Annotated in this window: 21 protein-coding genes and 1 other RNA gene; 17 read left to right on the top strand and 5 right to left on the bottom strand. The window is 38.2% G+C overall.

The window, feature by feature from the left end:
- The first annotated feature begins 22 nt into the window (after positions 1 to 22).
- From AADH04_RS07070 to AADH04_RS07015, 12 genes are all read left to right on the top strand, one after another.
- On the top strand, positions 23 to 4075 hold the full coding sequence (locus AADH04_RS07070; protein WP_434779533.1) for an RHS repeat-associated core domain-containing protein: 4053 nt from the start codon (positions 23 to 25) through the stop codon (positions 4073 to 4075).
- 1 nt (position 4076) lies between these two features.
- Positions 4077 to 4400 carry a hypothetical protein gene (locus AADH04_RS07065; protein ID WP_434779532.1) on the top strand — a complete coding sequence of 108 codons (324 nt, stop codon included), beginning with the start codon at positions 4077 to 4079 and terminating at the stop codon, positions 4398 to 4400.
- A gap of 232 nt (positions 4401 to 4632) precedes the next feature.
- Positions 4633 to 5025: a hypothetical protein gene (locus AADH04_RS07060; RefSeq protein ID WP_434779531.1), complete on the top strand. Its 393-nt coding sequence runs from the start codon at positions 4633 to 4635 to the stop codon at positions 5023 to 5025.
- Between the two features lie 233 nt (positions 5026 to 5258).
- A complete protein-coding gene (locus AADH04_RS07055; RefSeq protein WP_434779530.1) occupies positions 5259 to 6290 on the top strand; it encodes an RHS repeat domain-containing protein in 1032 nt (343 codons plus the stop codon).
- Positions 6262 to 6843 (top strand): hypothetical protein, encoded by a 582-nt coding sequence (locus AADH04_RS07050; protein WP_434779529.1) that lies wholly within the window; start codon positions 6262 to 6264, stop codon positions 6841 to 6843. The genes AADH04_RS07055 and AADH04_RS07050 overlap by 29 nt, the downstream gene beginning before the upstream one ends.
- A 74-nt stretch (positions 6844 to 6917) precedes the next feature.
- The gene (locus AADH04_RS07045; RefSeq protein ID WP_434779528.1) at positions 6918 to 8633 is read left to right on the top strand and encodes an RHS repeat-associated core domain-containing protein; all 1716 of its coding nucleotides are present in this window, start codon (positions 6918 to 6920) and stop codon (positions 8631 to 8633) included.
- Positions 8634 to 8741: 108 nt separating this feature from the next.
- A complete protein-coding gene (locus AADH04_RS07040; RefSeq protein WP_434779527.1) occupies positions 8742 to 9278 on the top strand; it encodes a hypothetical protein in 537 nt (178 codons plus the stop codon).
- A 611-nt stretch (positions 9279 to 9889) separates the two neighbouring features.
- Positions 9890 to 10510: a Maf family protein gene (locus tag AADH04_RS07035; protein ID WP_434779526.1), complete on the top strand. Its 621-nt coding sequence runs from the start codon at positions 9890 to 9892 to the stop codon at positions 10508 to 10510.
- 19 nt (positions 10511 to 10529) lie between these two features.
- Positions 10530 to 12041 (top strand): ribonuclease G, encoded by a 1512-nt coding sequence (gene rng / locus AADH04_RS07030; RefSeq protein ID WP_434779525.1) that lies wholly within the window; start codon positions 10530 to 10532, stop codon positions 12039 to 12041.
- A 12-nt stretch (positions 12042 to 12053) separates the two neighbouring features.
- A complete protein-coding gene (gene cysE / locus AADH04_RS07025) occupies positions 12054 to 12860 on the top strand; it encodes a serine O-acetyltransferase (RefSeq protein WP_434779524.1) in 807 nt (268 codons plus the stop codon).
- Positions 12861 to 13015: 155 nt separating this feature from the next.
- Positions 13016 to 13113, top strand: an RNA gene (ffs, locus tag AADH04_RS07020) — signal recognition particle sRNA small type.
- A gap of 149 nt (positions 13114 to 13262) precedes the next feature.
- Positions 13263 to 14003, top strand: coding sequence for a DUF1266 domain-containing protein (locus AADH04_RS07015; protein ID WP_434779523.1), 741 nt, complete (start codon positions 13263 to 13265; stop codon positions 14001 to 14003).
- A 52-nt stretch (positions 14004 to 14055) separates the two neighbouring features.
- Here the strand turns inward: AADH04_RS07015 and AADH04_RS07010 are convergent, their stop codons facing one another.
- Positions 14056 to 14325, bottom strand: a complete 270-nt coding sequence (locus tag AADH04_RS07010) for an oxidative damage protection protein (RefSeq protein ID WP_434779522.1) — start codon at positions 14323 to 14325, stop codon at positions 14056 to 14058.
- A gap of 24 nt (positions 14326 to 14349) precedes the next feature.
- Positions 14350 to 15672, bottom strand: a complete 1323-nt coding sequence (gene argA, locus AADH04_RS07005; protein WP_434779521.1) for an amino-acid N-acetyltransferase — start codon at positions 15670 to 15672, stop codon at positions 14350 to 14352.
- Between the two features lie 235 nt (positions 15673 to 15907).
- On the opposite strand from argA, the gene grxC reads away from it, so the two are divergent.
- Positions 15908 to 16165 (top strand): glutaredoxin 3, encoded by a 258-nt coding sequence (gene grxC / locus AADH04_RS07000; protein ID WP_434779520.1) that lies wholly within the window; start codon positions 15908 to 15910, stop codon positions 16163 to 16165.
- Positions 16166 to 16222: 57 nt separating this feature from the next.
- The gene (gene secB, locus AADH04_RS06995) at positions 16223 to 16684 is read left to right on the top strand and encodes a protein-export chaperone SecB (RefSeq protein WP_434779519.1); all 462 of its coding nucleotides are present in this window, start codon (positions 16223 to 16225) and stop codon (positions 16682 to 16684) included.
- Between the two features lie 186 nt (positions 16685 to 16870).
- Here secB and AADH04_RS06990 read toward each other — a convergent pair whose 3' ends face one another.
- The 3 genes from AADH04_RS06990 to gluQRS all read right to left on the bottom strand — a co-directional run bounded on the left by AADH04_RS06990 (position 16871) and on the right by gluQRS (position 19461).
- On the bottom strand, positions 16871 to 17269 hold the full coding sequence (locus AADH04_RS06990; RefSeq protein ID WP_434779518.1) for a hypothetical protein: 399 nt from the start codon (positions 17267 to 17269) through the stop codon (positions 16871 to 16873).
- Positions 17270 to 17384: 115 nt separating this feature from the next.
- Positions 17385 to 18488 (bottom strand): 3-phosphoserine/phosphohydroxythreonine transaminase, encoded by a 1104-nt coding sequence (gene serC, locus AADH04_RS06985; RefSeq protein WP_434779517.1) that lies wholly within the window; start codon positions 18486 to 18488, stop codon positions 17385 to 17387.
- Between the two features lie 85 nt (positions 18489 to 18573).
- Positions 18574 to 19461, bottom strand: a complete 888-nt coding sequence (gluQRS, locus tag AADH04_RS06980) for a tRNA glutamyl-Q(34) synthetase GluQRS (RefSeq protein ID WP_434779516.1) — start codon at positions 19459 to 19461, stop codon at positions 18574 to 18576.
- A gap of 49 nt (positions 19462 to 19510) precedes the next feature.
- Here gluQRS and tsaB point away from each other — a divergent pair, with 49 nt between their 5' ends.
- The 3 genes from tsaB (at position 19511) to AADH04_RS06965 (ending at position 23353) form a co-directional block, all read left to right on the top strand.
- Positions 19511 to 20170: a tRNA (adenosine(37)-N6)-threonylcarbamoyltransferase complex dimerization subunit type 1 TsaB gene (gene tsaB, locus AADH04_RS06975; RefSeq protein WP_434779515.1), complete on the top strand. Its 660-nt coding sequence runs from the start codon at positions 19511 to 19513 to the stop codon at positions 20168 to 20170.
- Entirely contained in the window at positions 20167 to 20625 is a 459-nt protein-coding gene (rimI, locus tag AADH04_RS06970; RefSeq protein ID WP_434779514.1) for a ribosomal protein S18-alanine N-acetyltransferase, read from the top strand. The genes tsaB and rimI overlap by 4 nt, the downstream gene beginning before the upstream one ends.
- A gap of 757 nt (positions 20626 to 21382) precedes the next feature.
- On the top strand, positions 21383 to 23353 hold the full coding sequence (locus tag AADH04_RS06965) for a peptidase U32 family protein (protein WP_434779513.1): 1971 nt from the start codon (positions 21383 to 21385) through the stop codon (positions 23351 to 23353).
- The last annotated feature ends 103 nt before the right edge of the window (positions 23354 to 23456 follow it).

The following is a 23456-nucleotide window of genomic DNA, read 5'->3' as shown; positions in this document are numbered from 1 at the left end:
TAAGGTGTGAAGGAGAGCAAAAATGGCCGTAATGAAAGCAGCTCGTAAGGATAAATCTTATAAAGTAATTTGTAATGTCCCTGATTTTTGTTGGGCACCACCTGCTCCCAATCCTGTTCCTTTTTTCGTTTTTATTGATTTAGGTGATTCTAAAGGTGTTGCAGAGAATACTTTGCTTAATGGTAAACCCGCTTTTGTGCATGGAGAGAGTGCGACAAAAGGCGTAAAGGGGGATCAGCCCGCAAAGGCTGGATTAGCAACAGCAACAAAAGAGGAAACATGTTTTTCTCTCTTACATAGTTTTACTGTCAAAATTGGCGGTAAATATATTGTCCGAACAGGTGATATATTTTGGATGAATAATCGAAGTGGCGGGCGTGTTAACGATAGTTACAATGAATGTGTCTCTTGTAAAAATAATGAAATGAAGGGGGCACCTGTTAACCCGATATTGGGTATTAAACTCTTACCAGGGGAACAAGACTTTAACTTTGATGGGCCAATGCCCCTTAACTGGAGCCGTAGTTATTATTCTGATCAAGAGGGCAATGGCTGGTTAGGGCAAGGCTGGTCGGTATTTTACAGTACACGATTGATTCGTAAAGAAGATCGATTTACCTACATAGACGAACAAGGTCGAGAAATATCCCTCCCCTTTATGGAAGAGGATGAAGAAGCCGTTTATCATGCCACCGAACAAATTTGGTTTAAAAGGCTGGATAATGGCAAATACGAAATTGCCAGTGTCGATCAGGGTGTTAAACTTTGGTTTGCCCCTATTGGGCTAGATCAACATGACCCACAAGGAGAGAACAGCCATTATTTACCCTTAGTGGCAATGGTTGACCGCAATGAACACCATCAACGTTTGATTTACGATGAATACACCCAACAATTAAAAGAGTTGATTGACAGCAGTGGGCGGGTGATTCAATTTCATTTTAGTGATATTACCAAATACAACGATCAACTGAAGCAACAACTGAGTGCACCTTTATGGCGTTTGACCGAAATTACGTGGAAAGAGTATTACAGCACAGACCCAAACCAAAAAGGTAAAGGTGCGCTGTTGGTTCGCTATGGTTACAGCGAAGAAGGTGACTTAATTACCGTAGAAAATGCGCAAGGGGTGGTGACACGGCAATTTGCGTATCGCAATCATGTGATGATCAAACACCAAAATGCAGCAGGTTATGTATCGCAATATGAATATGATGAATACAGCAAAGAAGGCAGGGTACTGCATAACTTTACCAGTTTAGACGAACACTGGTATTTTGATTATCAACCTGGGCATACCATTGTGACCGACCCATTAGGGCGCGAAGAAACCTTTGTGTATGACTTTAATCGAGAAATCATTGCCCATAAACGCTATGATGATGTATTGATCGAGACAGAACGGGATAATTATGGTCGCGTTTTACTGGAAACAGATGCTTTAGGGCGAGAGACCCGCTATACCTATACCTTAGAAGGACAAATTAACAGCATCACCAATGCTTTGGGGCAAACCACCAATTACACCTACAATGAACAATACCAGTTGCAAGAAGTCATTGATGCACAAGGCAACAGCACCGATTACACCTATGATGAAAAAGGCAACCTGCTGACTGTTACCGATAGCAAAAAAAATGTGACGGAATACCAGTATAACCACCTAGGTTTACCTGTGGTGATCCAAAACGCCAAAGGTGGTGAAACCCAGCTAGAATATGATCATAAGCATCAACTTATTGCCTTAACCGATTGTTCGCAAAAACGTACAGAACTTAATTACGATGCCAAAGGCAATTTGATACGTGTGATTGATGCCTTAGGCTACAACACTCATTACCAATATAATGAGCAAAACCATTTAACCCGAATCAGTTACCCTGACGGCAGTACCGAACAATATCATTACGATGAAGCTGGGCGGCTGATTCAACATTTAGATGGATTAGGCAACCCGACTGAATACCAATATAGCCAAGATGGTTTACCCATTATGCGTACCAACGCATTAGGGCATCAGTTTCATTACCATTATGATTTGGCTCGACGTTTAAATCGCCTGACCAATGAAAACAAAGACAACTACTATTTTCAGTACGACATCCTCGATAACCTGATTGGTGAAATTGGCTTTGATGGTAAAGCCACAGGCTATCATTACAACTTAGCCTCGGAACTGGTACAAGAAAAACTGTATGGGCAAGTCAATCACCCCAATGTCGATTTAACCCAATTGAATGCCTTGATCCAAAAAACCTACGAGCGTGATGCTTTAGGGCAACTGACCGCCAAAAATGCCCATGACAGCCAAAGTGCGCAGGAGCTACACAGTACATTCCAATACAATGAACTGAATCAACTGATTCAAGCCAAAAACGAACATAGCCTGATACAACTGGATTATGACCCATTAGGGCAATTGATTTGTGAGCGCACTTACGATTTAGACCCACAAACCCTCGTAGAAGAAACCTTTTTAGACCCCAACGCCGCCAAAACAGTGCAATACTTTTACGATGAGTTAGGCAACCGTATTGCCACCGTATTGCCCACAGGGCAAACCATCAATTACCTCTATTACGGTAGCGGCCATTTACACCAAATCAATATAGACGGCAAAGTGATCAGCGATTTTGAGCGGGACGACTTACATCGAGAAATCAGCCGCAGCCAAGGTAAACTAACCAGCTTCTACGATTTAGACCCAATGGGGCGCATCAAACAACAAGTTGCCTCATTTGAACAAGATTTAGACCTTAAAAACAAAAATAAGCTGCTGATTGCCAGTGGCCCCGTTAAACGTAGCTACCAATACGATAAAGCGGGTAACTTAACCCGAATGTCAGACAATAGAGGCAGCAGTCTACAATACGTTTATGACAAAATAGGGCGTATTACCCAAGCAGGGCAAGAGCTATTTGCCTTTGACCCAGCGCATAATATCATTGATGCGCAAGAAAACAGCCAACCTAAGCCCAAACAACCCATAAAAGACAAAGCCTATTACGAGCACATGCTCAGTGACCCGACATGGTCACCGTTAAAAGACGACCCAGAAGTTTCCCCTATAGACAAACAAGCCAATCGAGTACAAAGCTATCAAGGGATTACGTACCATTATGATGAATTGGGTAATATGGTGAGGAAAGAAGCCAAGGATAGAACCTTAGTGCTAAGTTACAATCTGAATCAACAGTTAGAACAAGCTACCATTACTGACACAAAAAGCATACAGGAAAACTGGCAATATACTTACGATGTGTTTGGGCGCAGGATTAGAAAAGAACAAATCCACAATAATGCATCTACAAATAAAACTGAATTTATTTGGGATGGCTTAAGATTATTACAAGAAAAAGTAGATAAACGAACCTTTAGTTATATTTATCGAGAAGAGGGTTTTGAGCCTTTAGCACAAATCGTATTAGAGGCAGAGCAAGAAGAACCACAAGTCAATTACCTACATACAGATCAAGTAGGCTTACCCAAAGAGTTAACCGATGAAAAAGGGGAGTTGATTTGGTATGCGAAATACCAAACTTGGGGAAAAGTAGCCGAAGAGCATAACCTACACCAAGGTCATCAACCGTTTAGATTTCAGAACCAGTATTACGATGCTGAGACAGGACTGCATTATAACTTAATGCGTTACTATGATGCAGATAGTGGAAGGTTTAGTAATCAGGATCCGATTGGGTTGATGGGTGGGATGAATCTTTATCAGTATGCGCCTAATCCGATGGGGTGGATTGATCCTTTTGGACTTGCTCTAATTAGATTAAGACACTATACAAGTAATAAGGGATTTGAAGGAATAAAACAAAGTATGGTGATTAAGGCTGGTGATCAAAATGCTGTTTTTGCAACAAAAGCAAAAGGAAAGCCCTTCAGTATGGCTGATGCTGCAGATAAATTTAAAATAAAACAAAATCACGCTAGAAATTATATAGATTTTGACATAGATGAAAACAGAGTAGAGTTTAGGAAGAATGATTTAGGCGTAGAAGAGTATAAAATAAAAGGTGATGTTGAATTAGATGAAAAAACAACTAAATTTGTGAAAAGGTGTGGCTAAATTGAAAAATGATAATAAATTAAACATTAATGATGTTAAAACTTCAACCTTATATCTTGAAGAAATTGTAACAGTAGTAGATAAAATTGCTTCTGGTTTCTTAGATAGGGAAACCATGTCCATGGCACTTTTATTATTTTTTAAAGAGAAAAAAGTTTTAGATAAATTATCCTTTACCAGAAAAGTATTGTATAAAGAACTGCAAAAAAATATCTCTCCATCTGAATATGATGATTGGTTAGAAGAGGATTGCCAACTATGGAAGCCTCCTTACGATAAATCCAAAAATGAAATTATGTTAATGCTGGATCATATAGAAAATTAATTACTTGATAAGCCCTTGTTACAACAAAAATAGTCCTTTTGAAATATTGTGCTTAAAAATATAGAAGAGGTTCGATTAAAATTTAAATTGGATACTTTTCTTAAATAAGTAATCAACAATTTAATAAAAAAGAACAAATCAGTAATAACGCTATAGAAAACAAAACCGAAGTGGTAAAAACCACAAAAACTGTTACAAAAATTCAGAGAAGATTTGGACGTTAGAGGTTAATATGTACGATTTAGAATTTATAGAATTTGCTGAACGAGAGGGAATTACTTTTTCTATTCTAGCTGATGACGAAATTGATGGGTATACAAATATGGAAAAATTTCCTTTTGTGGGTTCTAGAATTGCTTGGAGTCAGTTAAGTTTACATGAAAGGAAAAATATTGCTGAGGTAGACGAATTTTACTTTATGATTCAACAATTGTACCCTATAAATGACACTCAGCAAATTATTTTATTTGGCTATGATTTCGAGCAAGGATATTTAATTGATTTTTCAGCTTTGAGGCTGGTTCTTAAATTTTTAACGGATTATCCTGGAGAAAACTATCTACTTGGAAAGAAAGAAACGTGGTGTATATGTGTTTATGATGAATTGGATTTTGGAGTAATATAGTAAATTACCTGCATACTGACCAAGTTTAGAGGTGTGAAAGATGGGGTTTTAAAAATAATAGATATATCATCAGAGGCAACAATTTACGCTACGTTTACGACAAAATAGGACGCATTACCCAAGCAGGGCAAGAAACCTTTGCCTTTGACCCAGCGCATAATATTATTGATGCGCAAGAAAACAGCCAACCTAAGCCCAAACAACCCATAAAAGACAAAGCTTATTATGAGCAAATGCTCAGTGACCCGACATGGTCACCGTTAAAAGACGACCCCGAAGTCTCACCCATAGACAAACACGCCAACCGAGTGCAAAGCTATCAAGGGATTACTTACCATTATGATGAGCTGGGTAATATGGTGAGGAAAGAGGCGGAGGATAAGACCTTAGAGCTGAGTTATAACCTTAACCAGCAATTAATTACAGCGAATATAACGCACAATAGCAAAATAGAGAAACAAGAAAGCTGGCAATATACCTATGATGTCTTTGGACGCAGGATCAGAAAAGAACAAATCAGCAATAACGTCATAGAAAAGAAAACCGAATTTGTATGGGATGGTGCACGGTTATTACAAGAAAGCACCGATAAACGAACCTTTACTTATATTTATCGAGAGGAAGGATTTGAACCCTTAGCGCAAATCGTATTAGAGCCAGAGCAAGAAGAGCCACAAATAAACTTCTTGCATACAGACCAAGTCGGTTTGCCTAAAGAGCTTACCGACGAAAAAGGTGAGTTGATTTGGTATGCAAAATATCAGACCTGGGGTAAAGTAAGCGAGGAGCATAACCTACACCAAGGTCACCAACCGTTTAGGTTCCAGAACCAGTATTACGATGCTGAGACAGGGCTGCATTATAACTTAATGCGTTACTATGATGCGGACAGTGGGCGGTTTAGCAATCAGGATCCGATTGGGTTGTTGGGTGGGACGAACCTTTATCAGTATGCGCCTAATCCGATGGGGTGGATTGATCCTTGGGGGTTTAAATGTTATTTAGACGATCCTAAAAAGAAAGTTAATAATGCTAATGTCGGCGATGTTGTGAGAACACCAACTTCCCATCCTTCTGATTTTACTCGTGCAAATAAAGGAAATTGGAAAAATAAACACACAAATGAAATATGGAGTAAAAGTCATACTACACACTCTGATAAAGCAGGTGAATGGAAAGTTGGTATAGGTAAGTCTGCACCTAATAAAAGCAAAAAGATAACTGTAGGGATAAGCGATGGAAAAATTATTAAAATTGATAGATAAAAAAGTTTCACTCGAGGATTTTAATTTCGATGGATTCAGTACATCTAAAGGATGGGTGGGATATTTTGAACGGTTAAATGGTTATTCTTCTGAAATTGTACAAGAATCTGTAAGTATGTTTGATGATTATTTTGGTAAGTATAATAATTTCTTTATCATGACAGCATTATCTTTTGATGATAAAACGGAGAGTGATCCTGAAATTCTCGCAGAATATAATGATGCATTTTTATTTTTTATAAAAAATGGAATCTTAAAAACAATGAGTGATAGTTTTGAGAGCTATTTATATGGTGATAGCTCTTTACCAATTAGTTCATTAGATTTTAGTTTTAATTATGATCATTTTATTATGCTTTCTAAACTCATGATGAGTCATTCTGGTATTATCGGGCAGGTTTGTTTTTATATTAATCCTGAGCTTAATATTGCAGTGTATCCTCATGATGATACAGGGTTTGGATGTATTGCTCTTAATAATGATAGAGAAAGTAGTATTAGTTTTTTAAAATATTGTAGAAATAATTCTAATTTTAAAATAGTAATCGAATAAATTCGATTACTATTATTGTTGATAATTGAGGAAAGCTATGGTTTAAAGTTGGTCTATTAACGTTCGGAGAGATTTTGTTGTTATTACAGCAGTACCGAACAATATCACTACGATACGATATACTGGATAACCTAATTGGCGAAATTGGCTTTGATGGCAAAGCCACCGGCTACCATTACAACTTAGCCTCAGAACTGGTACAAGAAAAACTCTACGGGCAAGTCAATCACCCCAATGTCGATTTAACCCAATTGAATGCCTTGATCCAAAAAACCTACGAGCGTGATGCTTTAGGGCAACTGACCGCCAAAAATGCCCATGACAGCCAAAGTGCGCAGGAGCTACACAGTACATTCCAATACAATGAACTGAATCAACTGATTCAAGCCAAAAACGAACATAGCCTGATACAACTGGATTATGACCCATTAGGGCAATTGATTTGTGAGCGCACTTACGATTTAGACCCACAAACCCTCGTAGAAGAAACCTTTTTAGACCCCAACGCCGCCAAAACAGTGCAATACTTTTACGATGAGTTAGGCAACCGTATTGCCACCGTATTGCCCACAGGGCAAACCATCAATTACCTCTATTACGGTAGCGGCCATTTACACCAAATCAATATAGACGGCAAAGTGATCAGCGATTTTGAGCGGGACGACTTACATCGAGAAATCAGCCGCAGCCAAGGTAAACTAACCAGCTTCTACGATTTAGACCCAATGGGGCGCATCAAACAACAAGTTGCCTCATTTGAACAAGATTTAGACCTTAAAAACAAAAATAAGCTGCTGATTGCCAGTGGCCCCGTTAAACGTAGCTACCAATACGATAAAGCGGGTAACTTAACCCGAATGTCAGACAATAGAGGCAGCAGTCTACAATACGTTTATGACAAAATAGGGCGTATTACCCAAGCAGGGCAAGAGCTATTTGCCTTTGACCCAGCGCATAATATTATTGATGCGCAAGAAAACAGCCAGCCTAAGCCCAAACAACCCATAAAAGACAAAGCTTATTATGAGCAAATGCTCAGTGACCCGACATGGTCACCATTAAAAGATGACCCAGGAGTCTCACCCATAGACAAACACGCCAACCGAGTGCAAACATATCAAGGGATCGCCTACCATTATGATGAGCTGGGTAATATGGTGAGGAAAGAAGCGAAGGATAGAACCTTAGAGCTAAGTTATAACCTGAATCAACAGTTACAACAAGCCACTATTACTGATAAAAAAGGCACAAAAGAAAACTGGCAATACATTTACGATGTATTTGGACGCAGAATCAGAAAAGAACAAATCAGCAAGAACACCCTAGAAAACAAAACTGAATTTGTTTGGGATGGCGCACGGTTACTGCAAGAGAGAAGTTATGAAAGAAGCGTTGTATATATTTATGGTAGTGAGATTTCTGTAGCAGGTACTGATAGATCATTAGAAAATTTTGTTCCCTTAGCATTTATTAGTCTTGGTGAAAATATAGTTATTAATTACCTACATACAGATCAAGTAGGCTTACCCAAAGAGTTAACCGATGAAAAAGGGGAGTTGATTTGGTATGCGAAATACCAAACTTGGGGAAAAATAGCCGAAGAGCATAACCTACATCAAGGTCATCAACCGTTTAGGTTTCAAAATCAGTATTATGATGTTGAGACGGGATTGCATTATAATTTAATGCGCTATTATGATGCGGATAGTGGACGGTTTAGTAATCAGGATCCTATTGGATTATTGGGTGGGGATAATCTTTATCAGTATGCGCCTAATCTGATGGGGTGATCCGTCTCGTCGTGGAGTGTGAAGCGACAAAATATTTCAGTAAGATATTCTTCACGTAAAAAGATGTTTCTCCAAGAAATTACAGGCTTGAGAAATTATACATAAATAATGGATGAGTTAGAAAAAAAGAACGCTAAGCATAAATATGATGCATTAAAACAATCCTTCAAAAAACATACTTCGATAATAATGGTTTTTTGTGTGCTGTCTACTTCATTTATTGGACTTGGTGTCTTATTACTCTTTTTGAGAAGCAATTTTTTGGTGATTATTCTTGGGGTAATTTTTATTGCGGTAGGGATCTTGCTTGCAGTAATTGGTATCACAACGATTTATTCCAGTATTTTGTACTATCGAGATAGAGAGCTAATGAAAAAACTAGGTACCAATACTGAGGCAAAGGTTGTATCTATTGAAGTTGAAAATATTGATGATGAGCAAAAAGCATTTACCGTAACATATCAATTTGAGTATCGGCGACAAGATTATGAAGGGTCTGATATTGTTGATACCCAAAGTAAGATCGCAATAGCTGATTTCCCAATATATATTCCTATTCGTTTTCTTAAGTCAGATCCACAAAACTCTCTAATTCGTAAGCGAACGCTTTCAAGTCAATTAAAAATAAATGCAAATCATGAATGATGAGTCTGATCAGTTTGTACTAAAAAATACAGAAATGTAGTCTATCAGATTAAGCAATCCTTACTAGGATGATCCCTTATACACAAAATAGCATAATAAAGGGACTACCGTCGGTTAAGGGAAATATAAATGAAATTAAAAAAACAGTATTCATTTTTTGTGAATAACAATGATGTTCTGGAAAGTTAAAATGATGTTGTTAGGCAAAAAACATTGCTAAATAAAAGCGTAAATATGTTAAATTCCCAAAAGTATTTAATCATACAACAAAATAATTAAAAAATGTTGAGTTTGATTGACTGACTTTAAAAATCAAAAATAGTAAAAATAAATAAATTTTTAAAATTAAATTACAAAAATATATTTTATTCTAATCATTAGATATATTTATTTTTTAAAAATTAATTTTTAATTTATTGTTTAATTTTTTTGTTTTTATCTTATTGTTTAATTATATTGTTGAAAATGACAAGGTCAATTATTTGGTAAAATAATCTATTTTTATTAAATATAAAGTTATTTTAGCGGACAAAAATATCCTTATTCAGGTAATATAGGAAAATTATAGTTGTGTTTTTTTGACAATCAAGCAATAGAGTAAGGTCTGTTTTATGAAACCTCTGGTGTATTTAGCTTCAGGTAGTCCGCGTCGCTTTGAATTACTTAAACAAATGGGGCTGAACCCTCAAAAAATACTGATGACTATCGATGAAACCCCAAAAGACGCTGAGTTGCCAGAAGAATATGTAAAAAGGGTCACTTTACTTAAGGCGCATGCTGCTGTGGAGCGTAAAAAACAGCTTATGTTGCCAAAAGCGCCAATTATCGTGGCTGATACCATTGTTTCATTAAATGATACCATTTATGGTAAACCCAAGGATCCAGAACAGGCAAAGGAAATATTGGGTATTTTGTCTGGACAAACCCACCAGGTGATCAGTTCTGTGTGTGTGGTTTATGAAGGGCAGTTTTTACAAAAAGAACAAATAAGTCAAGTTACTTTAACACAATTAACAGAACAAAGCATTGATGCTTATATTCATACCAGAGAGCCGCTTGATAAGGCTGGGGCTTATGGTATTCAAGGCTTGGGTGCCTTGTTTGTGACGCATATTGCCGGTAGCTACTCCAGTGTGATGGGGCTGCCCATTTTTGAAACGGCACAATTACTTGAACAATGCAAAATCCATCTGCCCGATATGAGCCAGTTGGATCAGGAAAAGAATGATTAAAAATAAAAAGTAGGTTTTTATGTTACAAGCAATTCCATTATTAAAAGATATTGATCGTCCACCAGAAAATATTTTAATCAATATTACGCCCCAAGAAACACGGGTTGCGATTCTTGAAGAAGAGGTGGTTAAAGAAATCCACATTGAACGCGAAAGCAGCCATGGTTTGGTGGGTAATATTTATCTTGGCTTGGTCAAGCGAGTATTGCCTGGTATGCAAAGTGCGTTTATTGATATAGGGTTGGAACGTTCGGCATTTTTGCATATTGTTGATGTATTTGAACCGAGGCTTGAGCCAAGAAATGAGGAAGAGGTGATTGTTCCTCAGCGTATTGAGCATGTATTGTTTGAAGGTCAAACGATTTTAGTTCAGGTGATTAAAGACCCTATTAATACCAAAGGGGCTCGTTTAAGTACGCAAATTTCATTGGCTGGCCGCTTTTTGGTGCATTTACCTCAAGATGGTCATATTGGTATTTCACAACGCATTGAAATAGAAGAAGAGCGTTTGGCTTTAAAAGAGCGTTTAGAAAAGGTGCTGCCTGAAGGTGGTTCTCGTGGCTATATTATTCGCACCAGTGCAGAAACGGCTACGGATGAAGAGTTGGCTTCAGATGTATTGTTTTTGACCAAATTGTGGGCGGATATTCAGGAAAAAGCTAAAACGGCTGCACCAGAAACCATGATTTTTCAGGATTTACCTTTGAGCTTACGTGTTTTACGCGATATGACGGGGCAAAAGACCATGAAAATTATTGTGGACTCTACTGAGAACTACAATAAAATGCGTGAGTTTGCTGAACAGTATGTTCATTCGGCATATCCTAAAATTGAACACCATGCAGGGGAGAGCCCGATTTTTGAAATGTTTGGGGTTGAAGGGGAAATCAATAAAGCTTTGCAGCCAAAGGTAAGTTTAAAGTTTGGAGGCTATTTAATTATTGATCAAACTGAAGCGATGACCACCATTGATATTAATACAGGTGGTTTTGTCGGCAACCGTAGTTTTGACGAAACGATATTCAAAACCAATTTAGAAGCCACGCATATGCTGGCTAGGCAGTTACGCTTAAGAAATTTGGGTGGCATGATTATTGTGGACTTCATTGATATGGAAAATGAAGAACACCAACAAATTGTGATGCAGGAGTTAACCAAAGCATTAAGTTTTGACCGTACCCGTGTAACGGTAAATGGTTTTACCAGTTTAGGTTTGGTTGAAATTACCCGTAAACGCACAAGGGACAGTTTGTCGCATGTATTGTGTGAACCTTGTGCGTGTTGTGTAGGCAGGGGCAGAGTCAAAACAGCCATTACGGTTTGTTATGAGATTCAACGAGAAATTGTGCGAGAAGCCAGACGGTATGATGTTAAAGGATTCAGAATTTTGGCCGCGCCAAGTGTGATTGAGATGTTTTTAGATGAAGAGTCACAATCGTTGGCGATGCTGGTTGATTTTGTGGGGAAACCTATTTTCTTAGCAGTAGAAAGCACTTATACTCAAGAGCAATTCGATGTGGTTTTATTGTAAGGAGTAAAAGTGATGGATACTCAGCAACATGATATACAAGCGGATATTGTTGCAGAAGATTTATGGCGTACCATTTTTTTTGAGGCGGAACAGGCTGTTAAAGTCGAACCGCTTTTGGCCAGCTTTATTCATTTGACGGTATTGCGTCATCAAAGTTTGGATGACGTGTTGGCTTTTCATTTATCCAGTAAGTTGGCCAGCCAAGTGATGGATGCTCGAGCATTACAAGAATTATTTAAAGAAGCATTAAAAGAAGATCCGCAAATTAGCCATGCGATGCATGCTGATATTATTGCTTGTTATGATCGTGACCCTGCCTGTGACTATTATTCTTTGCCTCTTTTATATTTTAAGGGTTTCCATGCCATTCAAAGCCAAAGGGTCACGCATTGGCTTTGGCATAAAGGGCATGACAGTTTGGCCTATTTTTTACAAAACCGTATTTCAGAAGTGATGGGGGTGGATATTCACCCTGCTGCTAAGCTAGGCAAAGGCATTATGATCGATCATGGTACGGGCGTTGTGGTGGGTGAAACAGCCGTTATTGGAGACAATGTGTCGATGCTTCATGGGGTCACTTTAGGTGGGTCGGGTAAAGCCAGTGGGGACCGTCATCCGAAAATTAAAGAGGGTGTGTTAATTGGGGCAAATGCGTCCATTTTAGGCAATATTACAGTGGGTGAATGTGCTAAGGTTGGCGCTGGCAGTGTGGTGTTGGAAGATGTGCCTGCTTATTCCACTGTGGTTGGGGTGCCTGCTCGTGTGGTTGCCAATAGCCCAAAACAAACACCTGCTCTAGACATGAATCAAAATATTTGAACCCACTATTTTTATATATTAATTGTGATTGATATTATTTAATGTAATAAATATTAAATTGTCGGTTTTTTGAGTGGTTTTTGACTATGCTGTCTCTTTTTACGATAAAACGCTTGGCGAATAAGGTAAATGCTGGTATATTTGCCAATCTCAATGGCGGGTCTCCTCGCATAGCAGTTTAGCTCAACGGGTCAGGTGCGGAAGCAAGCAGCCCAAGTTAAGTTTGTTAGTGCCGAGGGTTAGGCTCGCCACCTTCCCAAAAAAATCTCAAAAATACTCCAGCTTTATCTTTTTATGATACCGTTTCTCTGATTTTATATACGAAACGATTACAATTCAGTACAATATGGCGATGAAACATTTGATGACAGAAAACTAAAATTTATTCTGGAATATAATAAAATGAGAAATAAAACAATTGCATTGGCTGTGATGGCTATTTTAAGCTCGGCATTTTTGAGCAGTTGTGGTGATGATCCACAACCGTCTCCTTCTACCGATACCAAAACTGTTGTTTCTGAACCAGCGCAACAACATACTGAAGCGCCAGCTGAAGCAATTGATGCTTCGCTTTTGGCTTTTGGTGCCATTGTCTTGCCTGCTGAACATATTGATGAGTTAAATATGGGCAAGGCGTATGATGAGGCCAATGTGCAATCTGTATTAGCCCATAATTGGGATGTAACGGATGCCGCAACAGCGAAAAAACAATTGGATTGGCTGGTAAATAAAGGGCATCGTTCAGAACCAAATATTATGATGTTATTGGATGACGGTATTGACGAAGAAGCGGATGTGATTGCGTATCGTCGCGCAATGGTAGACACTTTGGGGTTTTCTGAAGAAGAAGCCAAAAATTTTAAAAATATTGATGCTTGGGATATTGAACGTATTGCAGTGATTGCCAGATACAGTTATTTAGCTGGTTTTTTAACCGCAAAAGAGGCCAGTCAATATTTGGAAACAGCACGCAAAATGGCTCAGGATCGATATGGTAGTTGGTCTGAATATGCGGTGTCTTTTTTAACTGGTCGAGCTTTATCTTTTGGAAATACCCCTATTGATTTGATCGGTAACATCAAAACATTGATGACTGATCCGAACAGTATTTGGAATAAAAATTCAGAAATATGGACAAAATAGACATTAAAATGAGAAAAAGGCCTGTTGATTCAGGCCTTTTTATTACTGAGTTTTATTGTTGTGGAGTGTATCCAGCGGGCATGCCTTGTTGTTCACCAAAAAAGTAGTTTTCCATTTGAGTGGCTAAGTATTGGCGGGCTTGTGGGTCAGCTAGGCTTAAACGGTTTTCATTAATCAACATGGTTTGAAAACCCAACCAGCCTTTCCATGCTTCTTTCGATACGTTTTCGTAAATTTTTTTACCCAATTCATTTGGCAGAGGTGGAAAGTCTAAACCTTCTGCTTCTTTTTTTAGCTTAACGCATTGAACCATATGTCCCATGTGTGTTTTTCCTTGTGTTTATAGTCAATTGACTAAGTTTTTCATCAGTATTTTTGAACGTCTTTCGTAATTGTAAAGCTTTTGCTTCTCTTTGGGTAGGTCAGCTAGGGTGGCTTCTTTAAAACCACGCTCAATAAACCAATGGGCGGTTTGGGTGGTCAGTAAAAACAATTTACGCACCCCCATTTTGAATGCTTTTTGTTCCAAATGATTGACTAACAGTTGACCATAGCCACTTTCTTGCGTAATGGGTGCAACGGCTAAACAGGCAAGTTCAGCCATATCGGGTTCTTTGGCAAATGTTTTAATGGCAATACAACCATAAATTTGATTGTCATTGACCAGAACCGAATAGCTTTGAATATGGTTTTCAATGGTCTCGCGGCTGCGTTTTCGTAAAATGCCTGCTTCTTCTAAAGGCTGAATAATGGCCATGATTGATGGAATATCATCAATGGTCGCTTCCCTTATTTGTACAAAAGCCGACCTCGCAATAGAAGTACCAGAGCCTGTACGGGTAAATAATTCGCTCAAAAGTACGCCATTTTGCTTAGCGGATAGGAGATGGGCACGACTAACACCATTGTTTAGGGCTTTTATGGCAAAAGGCAAGGCAATGGTCACATCTTGTGCTTGAGGGGTATTGTGTAAAACTGCTTGCGCTTCTTGTGCACTTAATGAGCTGATTAATGTCTGCTCTTGAGTAAATAAACCTTGGCCTTCAATCAGGTAAATCAGTTTTTCGGCTTGTAGTGATTGGGCAATTTGACTGGCGACTTCTTCCATCTTTAAATTAAATGTTTCCCCTGACAAAGAGTAGCCTAATGGGCTAACCAGTACGACACAGCCTTCATCTAAGCGTTTTTGAATCGTCAGTTTGTCAACCTTGCGTACCGTGCCAGAAAGTTGCATATCAATACCATCAAGCACACCTAAAGGTTTTGCTGTAATAAAGTTACCTGATGCTGTTTTAATGCCTGCTCCATACATGGGTGAGTTGGGCATACCCATAGATAAGTTTGCTTCAATATCAAAGCGTGCTGCACCAAAAACCTGTTTAATGATACTTAAAGTGGGCAGGTCTGTGACTCGAGTATGTTTGTGTACCACGCTGGCTATTTGATGCGCTTGTAATGCGGTTTCAATTTGTGGTCTGGCTCCATGTACCAACACAAGGCGTACCCCTAAACTGGCTAATAAACCAATATCTTGGGCAATATGCTCAATGCTTTTATCCAGCAGAGTATGACCGCTTAAACCAATAACAAATGTTTTGTCTCTAAATTGGTGTATATAAGGTGCCGCTTCACGGAAAAGGGCAATAAACTGAGCATTAGGGTTATTCATAGTATGATGTAATGAAAATCTGTCGTTAGTGTGATGTTTTAACACCCGTTTTATTTTGAAGCAAGTCAAATCAATAAAATAATTGAGTCGTTTGCATAAAATGTACCTAAATAGGCTGATAGTTTTTGGATAAAGACCATAAAATTAATGGTAAAATAATACTCAGTAGTTGAAAATGACTGAAGTTACCCAATATAAACACACATCACAGCTATAAAATAGAGAGGAATAAACAATGAAACCCGTTAAAATGTACACAACAGCCCAATGCCCATATTGTATGAGAGCAAAGCAGTTATTGGCTCAAAAAGGGGTCAGTGCTGTAGAGGAAATTCGTATTGATACGGATCCTACTCAACGGGATCATATGATGCAAATTACAGGCCGCAGAACCGTACCTCAAATTTTTATAGGCGAGACACATGTTGGTGGATTTGATGATTTAAATGCGTTGAATCAAGCAGGTAAATTGGATACTTTATTAGCAGATTAAGTTTTGGTAAACATATAAAGGGGGAACCCCCTTTTCTATTATTTGAAAGAGTCAATAATGAGCGAAGAGCAAAAACAACCCGTATTTGGAATCGAAAAAATTTATACTAAAGACATTTCTTTAGAAGTGCCAAGCGCTCCTCAAGTTTTTTTGAATCAGGAACAACCTGAAGTGGATATGCAAGTGACCACAGAAGGCAAACAAATTGAAGAAGGTTTTTTTGATTGCACTATTGGTGTGACCATTACGGCAAAATTACCTGATGGCAAGGCAATGTTTGTTTGTGAAGTGAAACAAGCAGCGGTATTCCGTATTCAAGATATTCCTGAAGAAGAGTTAGAGCCTATTTTGGCTGTTGCATGCCCTAATATTTTATTCCCATATGCACGTGAAGTTGTATCAGACATTACTACTCGTGCGGGTTTTGCGCCTGTATTATTGGCTCCTATTAATTTTGAAGCCATGTATTTGCAAAGATTGGAAATGAATAAAGAAAACGAAGGACAAACTGTACAATAATAATCGTTTGGTTCTTATTGTTAAAGCCACTGATTGTCAGTGGCTTTTTTGTTTCTAACCTAGTAAATTCATGTTGTTGGAAGTTTAGATTAAAGAGTCAATTGCATAAGAAGGTGATAGATGTGTTCGTTTTGTTTTTTCATGAACCAGATTTATATTGGGTTTGTTATCCTGAAAATTAATCAGTTAAGGCCATATTTTGACTTTGTTAATCAAGCCTCTATGGATGAGTTCATTGGTTAATTCCTGAATATCATGTTCTACCATTTCACGCGTATCCAGCATTACATATTCATTTTGATCAATACTTTTTTGAATATGTGCTAAAGCCATTTCTAAAGAGTATTTTTCTACTGAGTGCTGAGAGCGAAAACCTTTAACATCCCATTTTTGTCCTGTTTGATCAATGAAGTCAGCAAGCCCTGATGGGTCTCTGATTAAGCCACATACTTCTCCTTTGGCTTCTAAAGCTAAGCCAACTTCACGTTCAGCAATCCCTTTTTTATCTACGCCCTTATTGCCATGAGCGGGGTCAGTTGCCAACGCGTCTAATTCTTGTTGGGTTCGAAAAATCAGGTTGTTCATAATCGACTTTTGTCATATGCAAAAAAGGGACATGTGACTTGATTGTATGAATCTTTTCTGTTAGAGGCAAGGATTCATTAAATGTTTAATGAATCCCAGCTTTTTTGTCGCACCATTATTGGTGTTTTTGCTGAAAATTTTTCATAAAATCAGCTAAAATTTGTACCCCATTAAGCGACATACCATTATAAATGCTTGCTCTCATTCCTCCCATACTGGCATAGCCTTTTAATCCTTTGAGCCCTTGTTTTTCAGCTTCTTGCACAAATAAAGCATCAAGTTGTTCATTAGGGGTATAAAAAACCACATTCATTTTAGAGCGAAAATCTGTTTGAATAGGGTTGCGATAGAATCCTTCACTTTGGTTTATCATCTCGTACAATAAAGTTGCTTTTTGTTGGTTCAGTTGTTCAATGGTGTGTACGCCTCCTTGGGCTTTTAACCATTTAAATACCAAACCTGCTATATAAATTGCATAAGTACAAGGGGTGTTGTACATCCCTTGTTTTTTGATAAAGCTTTGGTAACGCCATATATCGGGCACATCGTTTCGGGTTCTGTCTAATAAGTCTTCTCGAATAATCACAATAGTTGCACCAGCAGCACCAATATTTTTTTGTGCCCCTGCATAAATCAAGCCAAAATCATTGACGTTGATGGGACGAGAAAGAATATCACTGGACATATCACATACTAATGTCGTTTCTTTTGGAAAAGAAGGCAATTGTTGGTATTGTAAGCCATTGGCTGTTTCGTTTGAGGCAAAGTGTGTAAATGCACTGTTAGGGCTTATTTGCCAATTTTCGGGTAATGGTGCATAGGAAAACTGGTTATTTTGGATAGAGTTGGCGGCAATATGTACTTTTGCTTCGCTTAAGTACCCCATTTGTTTGCTGGCATTTAAACTCCATGTGCCAGAAACCACTGCGTCCATTGTCTCAAAACCACCAGCTAGATTCAGTGGTACCATACTAAACTGGGTATAAGCTCCCCCTTGTAAAAACAGTACTTTATAATTGGATGGGATACCCATTAAGTCGCGTAAATTTTGTTCAGCTGTGGTGAGGATATCCATAAAAATGCTGCCACGATGGCTCATTTCCATAACAGACATGCCTGAGCCTTGATAATCGAGCATTTCTTCTTGTGCTTGTAATAAAACACTTTTTGGTAATACAGCAGGGCCAGCAGAAAAATTATAAACGGTTTGATTAGTCATTTTGAATTTTGCTTTTAAGTTGGGTTAGGCCGTAAAGACAGTTAAGATAATTCTAGTGTGAACGGACAGAATATACAAGCATACTTTATCGGATTTCAAAAGCTTGTTTGGGTACTTGGGTGATATGCCAATGGGTAATCGCCCATTGTAGAAGATCATCAATTGTATCAATACCGTTAGGGGGTAGAAGTCCTAAAAAGGGGAGCACTTTTTTGAGTAAGGTTAAAGTTTCATGCAGGTTTAAAGCGGGTGCCAAGGTTTGCTTGGAGAGCTTTTGCCCGTGGTTATTGACCAAAAGGGGCAAGTGAGCGTATTGCGGGGTAGGAAGGCCTAAGGCTTGTTGCAAGGCAATTTGCCTTGGTGTGGAGATTAGTAAATCTTGCCCGCGAACAATATGGGTAATATTTTGCCATGCATCATCTACTACAACAGCCAATTGGTACGCCCATAAGTGGTCTCTTCGTTTTAAGATAAAATCGCCAATTTGCTCGTGCACGTTTTGGTTATATGTGCCCAGAATTCTATCTTCAAAGCCGAATACGCCTTTGGGCACATAAAATCGCCAAGAGTGTGGTTGAGTGAAATCGTTTGATAAGAAAAGACGACAATGCCCAGAATATATTGCGCCATCTATGCCTTCTTTGCCCTCTTCTTTGACTTTTTTACGGGAACAAAAGCAAGGGTAAACTTGTTGGTGTTGCTGTAAGTATGTCAGTGCTTCCTGATAAGCTTCTGTCCTCTGGCTTTGGTAAACTACTTGGTCATCCCACAGTAAACCAAAGGCTTCTAATGTCTTTAGAATTTGAGTATCTGCATTTTTAACGGTTCTTGTAGTGTCTACATCTTCAATACGGACAAGCCATTTGCCTTGATGGCTTTTGGCATCTAAAAAGCTACCTAAAGCGGCCAGCAATGAACCTAAATGTAAAGCTCCTGTTGGGCTTGGTGCAAAACGGCCGATATATACACTCATGAGTAACGCTTGGGTTATAATAAAGGCTTATTTTACGATAATTTAAACTATGTTTGCTTTAAGTATTGATACATCTACTTCATTTTTATCTTTAGCTCTGCAAATTGATACTAAACAGGATTTGGTTCATGTTGCGGCTGAGCAAAAACATGCGGAGCTGATTTTCCCAACTTTAAAAGAATTATTGGTAAAACACGATATCCAGCTTAATCAACTGGATTTAATCACTTATGCACAAGGCCCAGGTTCTTTTACTGGTTTGCGTATCGGTGCGGGTGTGGCGCAGGGCTTATCGTTGGCGCATGATACGCCATTAGTGGCCGTGCCCACTTTGGATGTGCTTTCATCATTGGCACCAAAGCATGAACAGGTTTTATGTGCAATTGATGCCAGAATGGGGGAAGTGTTTTTTGCTTGGTATGATACAAAAAATCAAAAAAAATTAAGTGATTATCAAGTGGGCAAACCTGACAGTATTACCTTGCCAATGCCTTGCCAAAGTGCCATGGGTATTGGTAACGCCTTTGCTGTGTATGATCATTTGCCTGTAAAGGGTATGGTGACCATGCCTACTGCAGCTGATTTTTTGCCCTTGGCTTTATCGGGAAATTATCCACAGTTAAAAGCTCAAGAAGCGGAGCTTTTATATGTGCGTAATAAAATAGCACTGACTGCAACAGAGCAAGCACAAAGAAAAGCCCAAAAATGATTGTAGAGGCAACAGAAGACGATATTGATGCCATTGTGGCTATTGATGCAATGGTTAATCCATCTGCTTGGTCAAAAGTGCAATACTTAAGCGCCCTGCACAATAAACAACACTTATGGGTTGTCAAACAGGGGGATAAAATAGCAGGCTTTTTGTTGTGGCATATTTGTGCGGGGGTTGCAGAAATTTATAATATTGCTATTGCGCCAGAACATCAGCGTCAACATTTAGCGCAAATGTTACTCAATAAAATGTTGAGTGTTTGCCAACAAGAGCAGCTAGAATCCATTTTTTTGGAAGTAAGGCAAAGTAATATAGCGGCTCAAAGGCTTTATGAAAAAATGGGGTTTGAGGTTATTGGGCATCGTAAAAATTATTATCACTTAGGTACGGGGTTTGAAGATGCTTTGGTGATGAAGCTAACGCAATTTAAATCTATTGTTAATTACATCTAATGTGGAATATTTTTGTTTTATATGATTTTTTTAGATATATACACTACCTATAATGACAGTAATTAGGAATGAAAATATAAATAAGGATAATGAGACCTTAAAGCTGATTTTCCATTCTTTAAAGTATGATACTCCCAAGATAATCAATGAAACTAATCGCAGAAGAATGAAAACAATCCATGAATGATAATATAATTGATGATTAACTCCATGAAGTATCGTCATTAACATTAACATGCTAAATTCAAAGATAGTAATCAACAAAATGAAAATAATGATAAGGACACTAAAGATTGCTTTTTGGATCATTCTTTACCTTTCTTCTTCCTTTTTATGGTTTAACCATAAAAAGATTGGACAAAAAACTCATTTGTACTTAACTAGATTTTGGGTTGAATATTCCTATTTATTAAAGAATAATTGAAATTTTATTGTATTTGGTTATTTTTGTACACGGATGACTATTATATAGACTTTATGTGTGAAGTATAGCATCCTATATAACTAGGTCTAAAGCAAGGTTTTACACACAATTCAGATATTCTGTTCTTATGTTCAGGTTTAGATTACATTAAATGTGTTTATATGGATTTGTAGATGTTGATATTGTAGATTACCGTTGAGAGTTTGGGTAAAATAGAATACCGTACACTAACTAAAATAACAATGGTGCTAATCTTCTTGAGAGTAATGTGGTTAGTTATTCTACGTTGATGCGTCTTTTCCCTCAATAAATATATTCACAACACACTTTATTATGACTCTTTTATCCAATCAACTAGAATTATTAAGCCCTGCACGCGATGTGCATATTGCCAAAGAGGCGATTTTACATGGCGCTGATGCTGTTTATATTGGTGGCCCCAGTTTTGGCGCACGCCACAATGCAGGTAATAGTCTAAAAGATATTGCTGATTTGGTGGCTTTTGCCCATCGTTTTTATGCCAAAATTTTTGTGACATTGAATACCATTTTGCATGATGATGAATTAGAAGGCGCTCGTTTGTTGATTCAGCAACTCTACGATGCTGGGGTAGATGCCCTAATTGTGCAGGATATGGGTATTTTAGAGTTGGATATTCCACCTATTGAATTACATGCCAGTACACAAACTGATATTCGTACCGTCGAAAAAGCCAAGTTTTTATCTGATGTGGGGTTTTCCCAATTGGTGTTGGCTAGGGAATTAAATTTAAATGAAATCACCCAAATCAGCCAACAGGTAGATGCCAATATTGAGTTTTTTATTCATGGTGCCTTGTGTGTGGCGTTTTCTGGACAATGTTATATCTCCCATGCCCAAACAGGGCGCAGTGCCAATCGGGGGGATTGTTCTCAAGCTTGCCGTTTACCTTTTACCTTGAAAGACAATCAAGGGCGTGTGGTGTCTTATGAAAAACATTTATTGTCGATGAAAGACAATAATCAAAGTGCCAATTTAGAAGCATTAATTAATGCAGGGGTGCGTTCTTTCAAAATAGAAGGTCGATACAAAGACATGAGTTATGTGAAAAACATCACAGCTTTTTATCGTCAACAACTGGATGCTATTTTAACCAGACGCACTGATTTAACGACCGCTTCCAGTGGCCGCTCTCAACATTTTTTTGTGCCAGAACCTGATAAAACGTTTCATCGTGGCAATACTGATTATTTTGTTCAAGATCGTAAAATAGATATTGGTGCCTTTGATTCCCCTAAATTTATTGGTTTGCCTATAGGTGAGATACTGAAAGTGGGGAAAGATTACCTAGAAATAAAAACCACTGAACCATTAAGCAATGGCGATGGGTTAAATGTTTTGATTAAACGGGAGATCGTTGGGTTTAGAGCCAATATGGTCGAGGAAATAGATTCATTCTGGTATAAGGTTTATCCTAATGAGATGTTGCCACAATTACAAAAAATTCGACCTTCTCATCCACTGAATCGGAATTTAGATCATCAATGGCAACAGTCATTATTAAAAACATCCAGCCAGAGAAAAATATCAGTACAGCTATTTTTAACAGGCAATGAACATCAATTAACGTTACAAGTGGTCAGTGAAGAGGGCGTGGTTGCCCAGAAAAATTTATTGGGGCCTTTTGAAATCGCCAAGCAAGGTGAAAAAGCATTACACACTCTTAAAGAGAGTTTAGCCAAACTTGGGCAAACAGATTATGTTGCCACGCATATTGAAGTGTGTTTAACCGATATTTATTTTGTTGCGGGTTCACAAATAAACCAGTTACGCCGAGATGTGATTGATGAGTTAACCAAACAACGTTTGGCACACTATTGTGCACAAAAAGGCATAAGAAAAGCAGTTGCTGAGCCTTCTCCTGTTTACCCAGAGAGTCACTTAACTTTTTTGGCCAATGTTTATAATCAAAAGGCCAGAGATTTTTATCATCGTTATGGGGTGAAGTTGATTGATGCAGCCTATGAAGCACATCAAGAAAAGGGTGATGTGCCTGTCATGATTACCAAACATTGTTTGCGTTTTGCGTTTAATTTATGCCCTAAACAAGCTAAGGGAGTACAAGGTGTACGCAATAATGCGCAACCGATGCAACTGATACACGAAAATGAAACGCTGACACTTAAGTTTGATTGTAAACCTTGTGAAATGCAGGTATGGGGTAAAATTAAAAATCATGTATTGAAGATGCCTTTGTCAGGGAGCGTGGTTGCAACCATGTCTTTAGATCAGGTAAAACAAACATTGCCTAGTAAAAAGGCATAATGGTGGATATGGTTGAGAAATAAAGAGGTTATTTTTAACACCAAATTACATGATTTGCGTTTGCATTCAGAGGGCAAAAAGGCAGAGAAATTATTTCTGCCTT

Origin of the sequence: Neisseria sp. Ec49-e6-T10 (assembly GCF_051132615.1) — a bacterium.
GTDB lineage: Bacteria > Pseudomonadota > Gammaproteobacteria > Burkholderiales > Neisseriaceae.
This window is presented reverse-complemented; position numbering and strand designations above follow the sequence as displayed.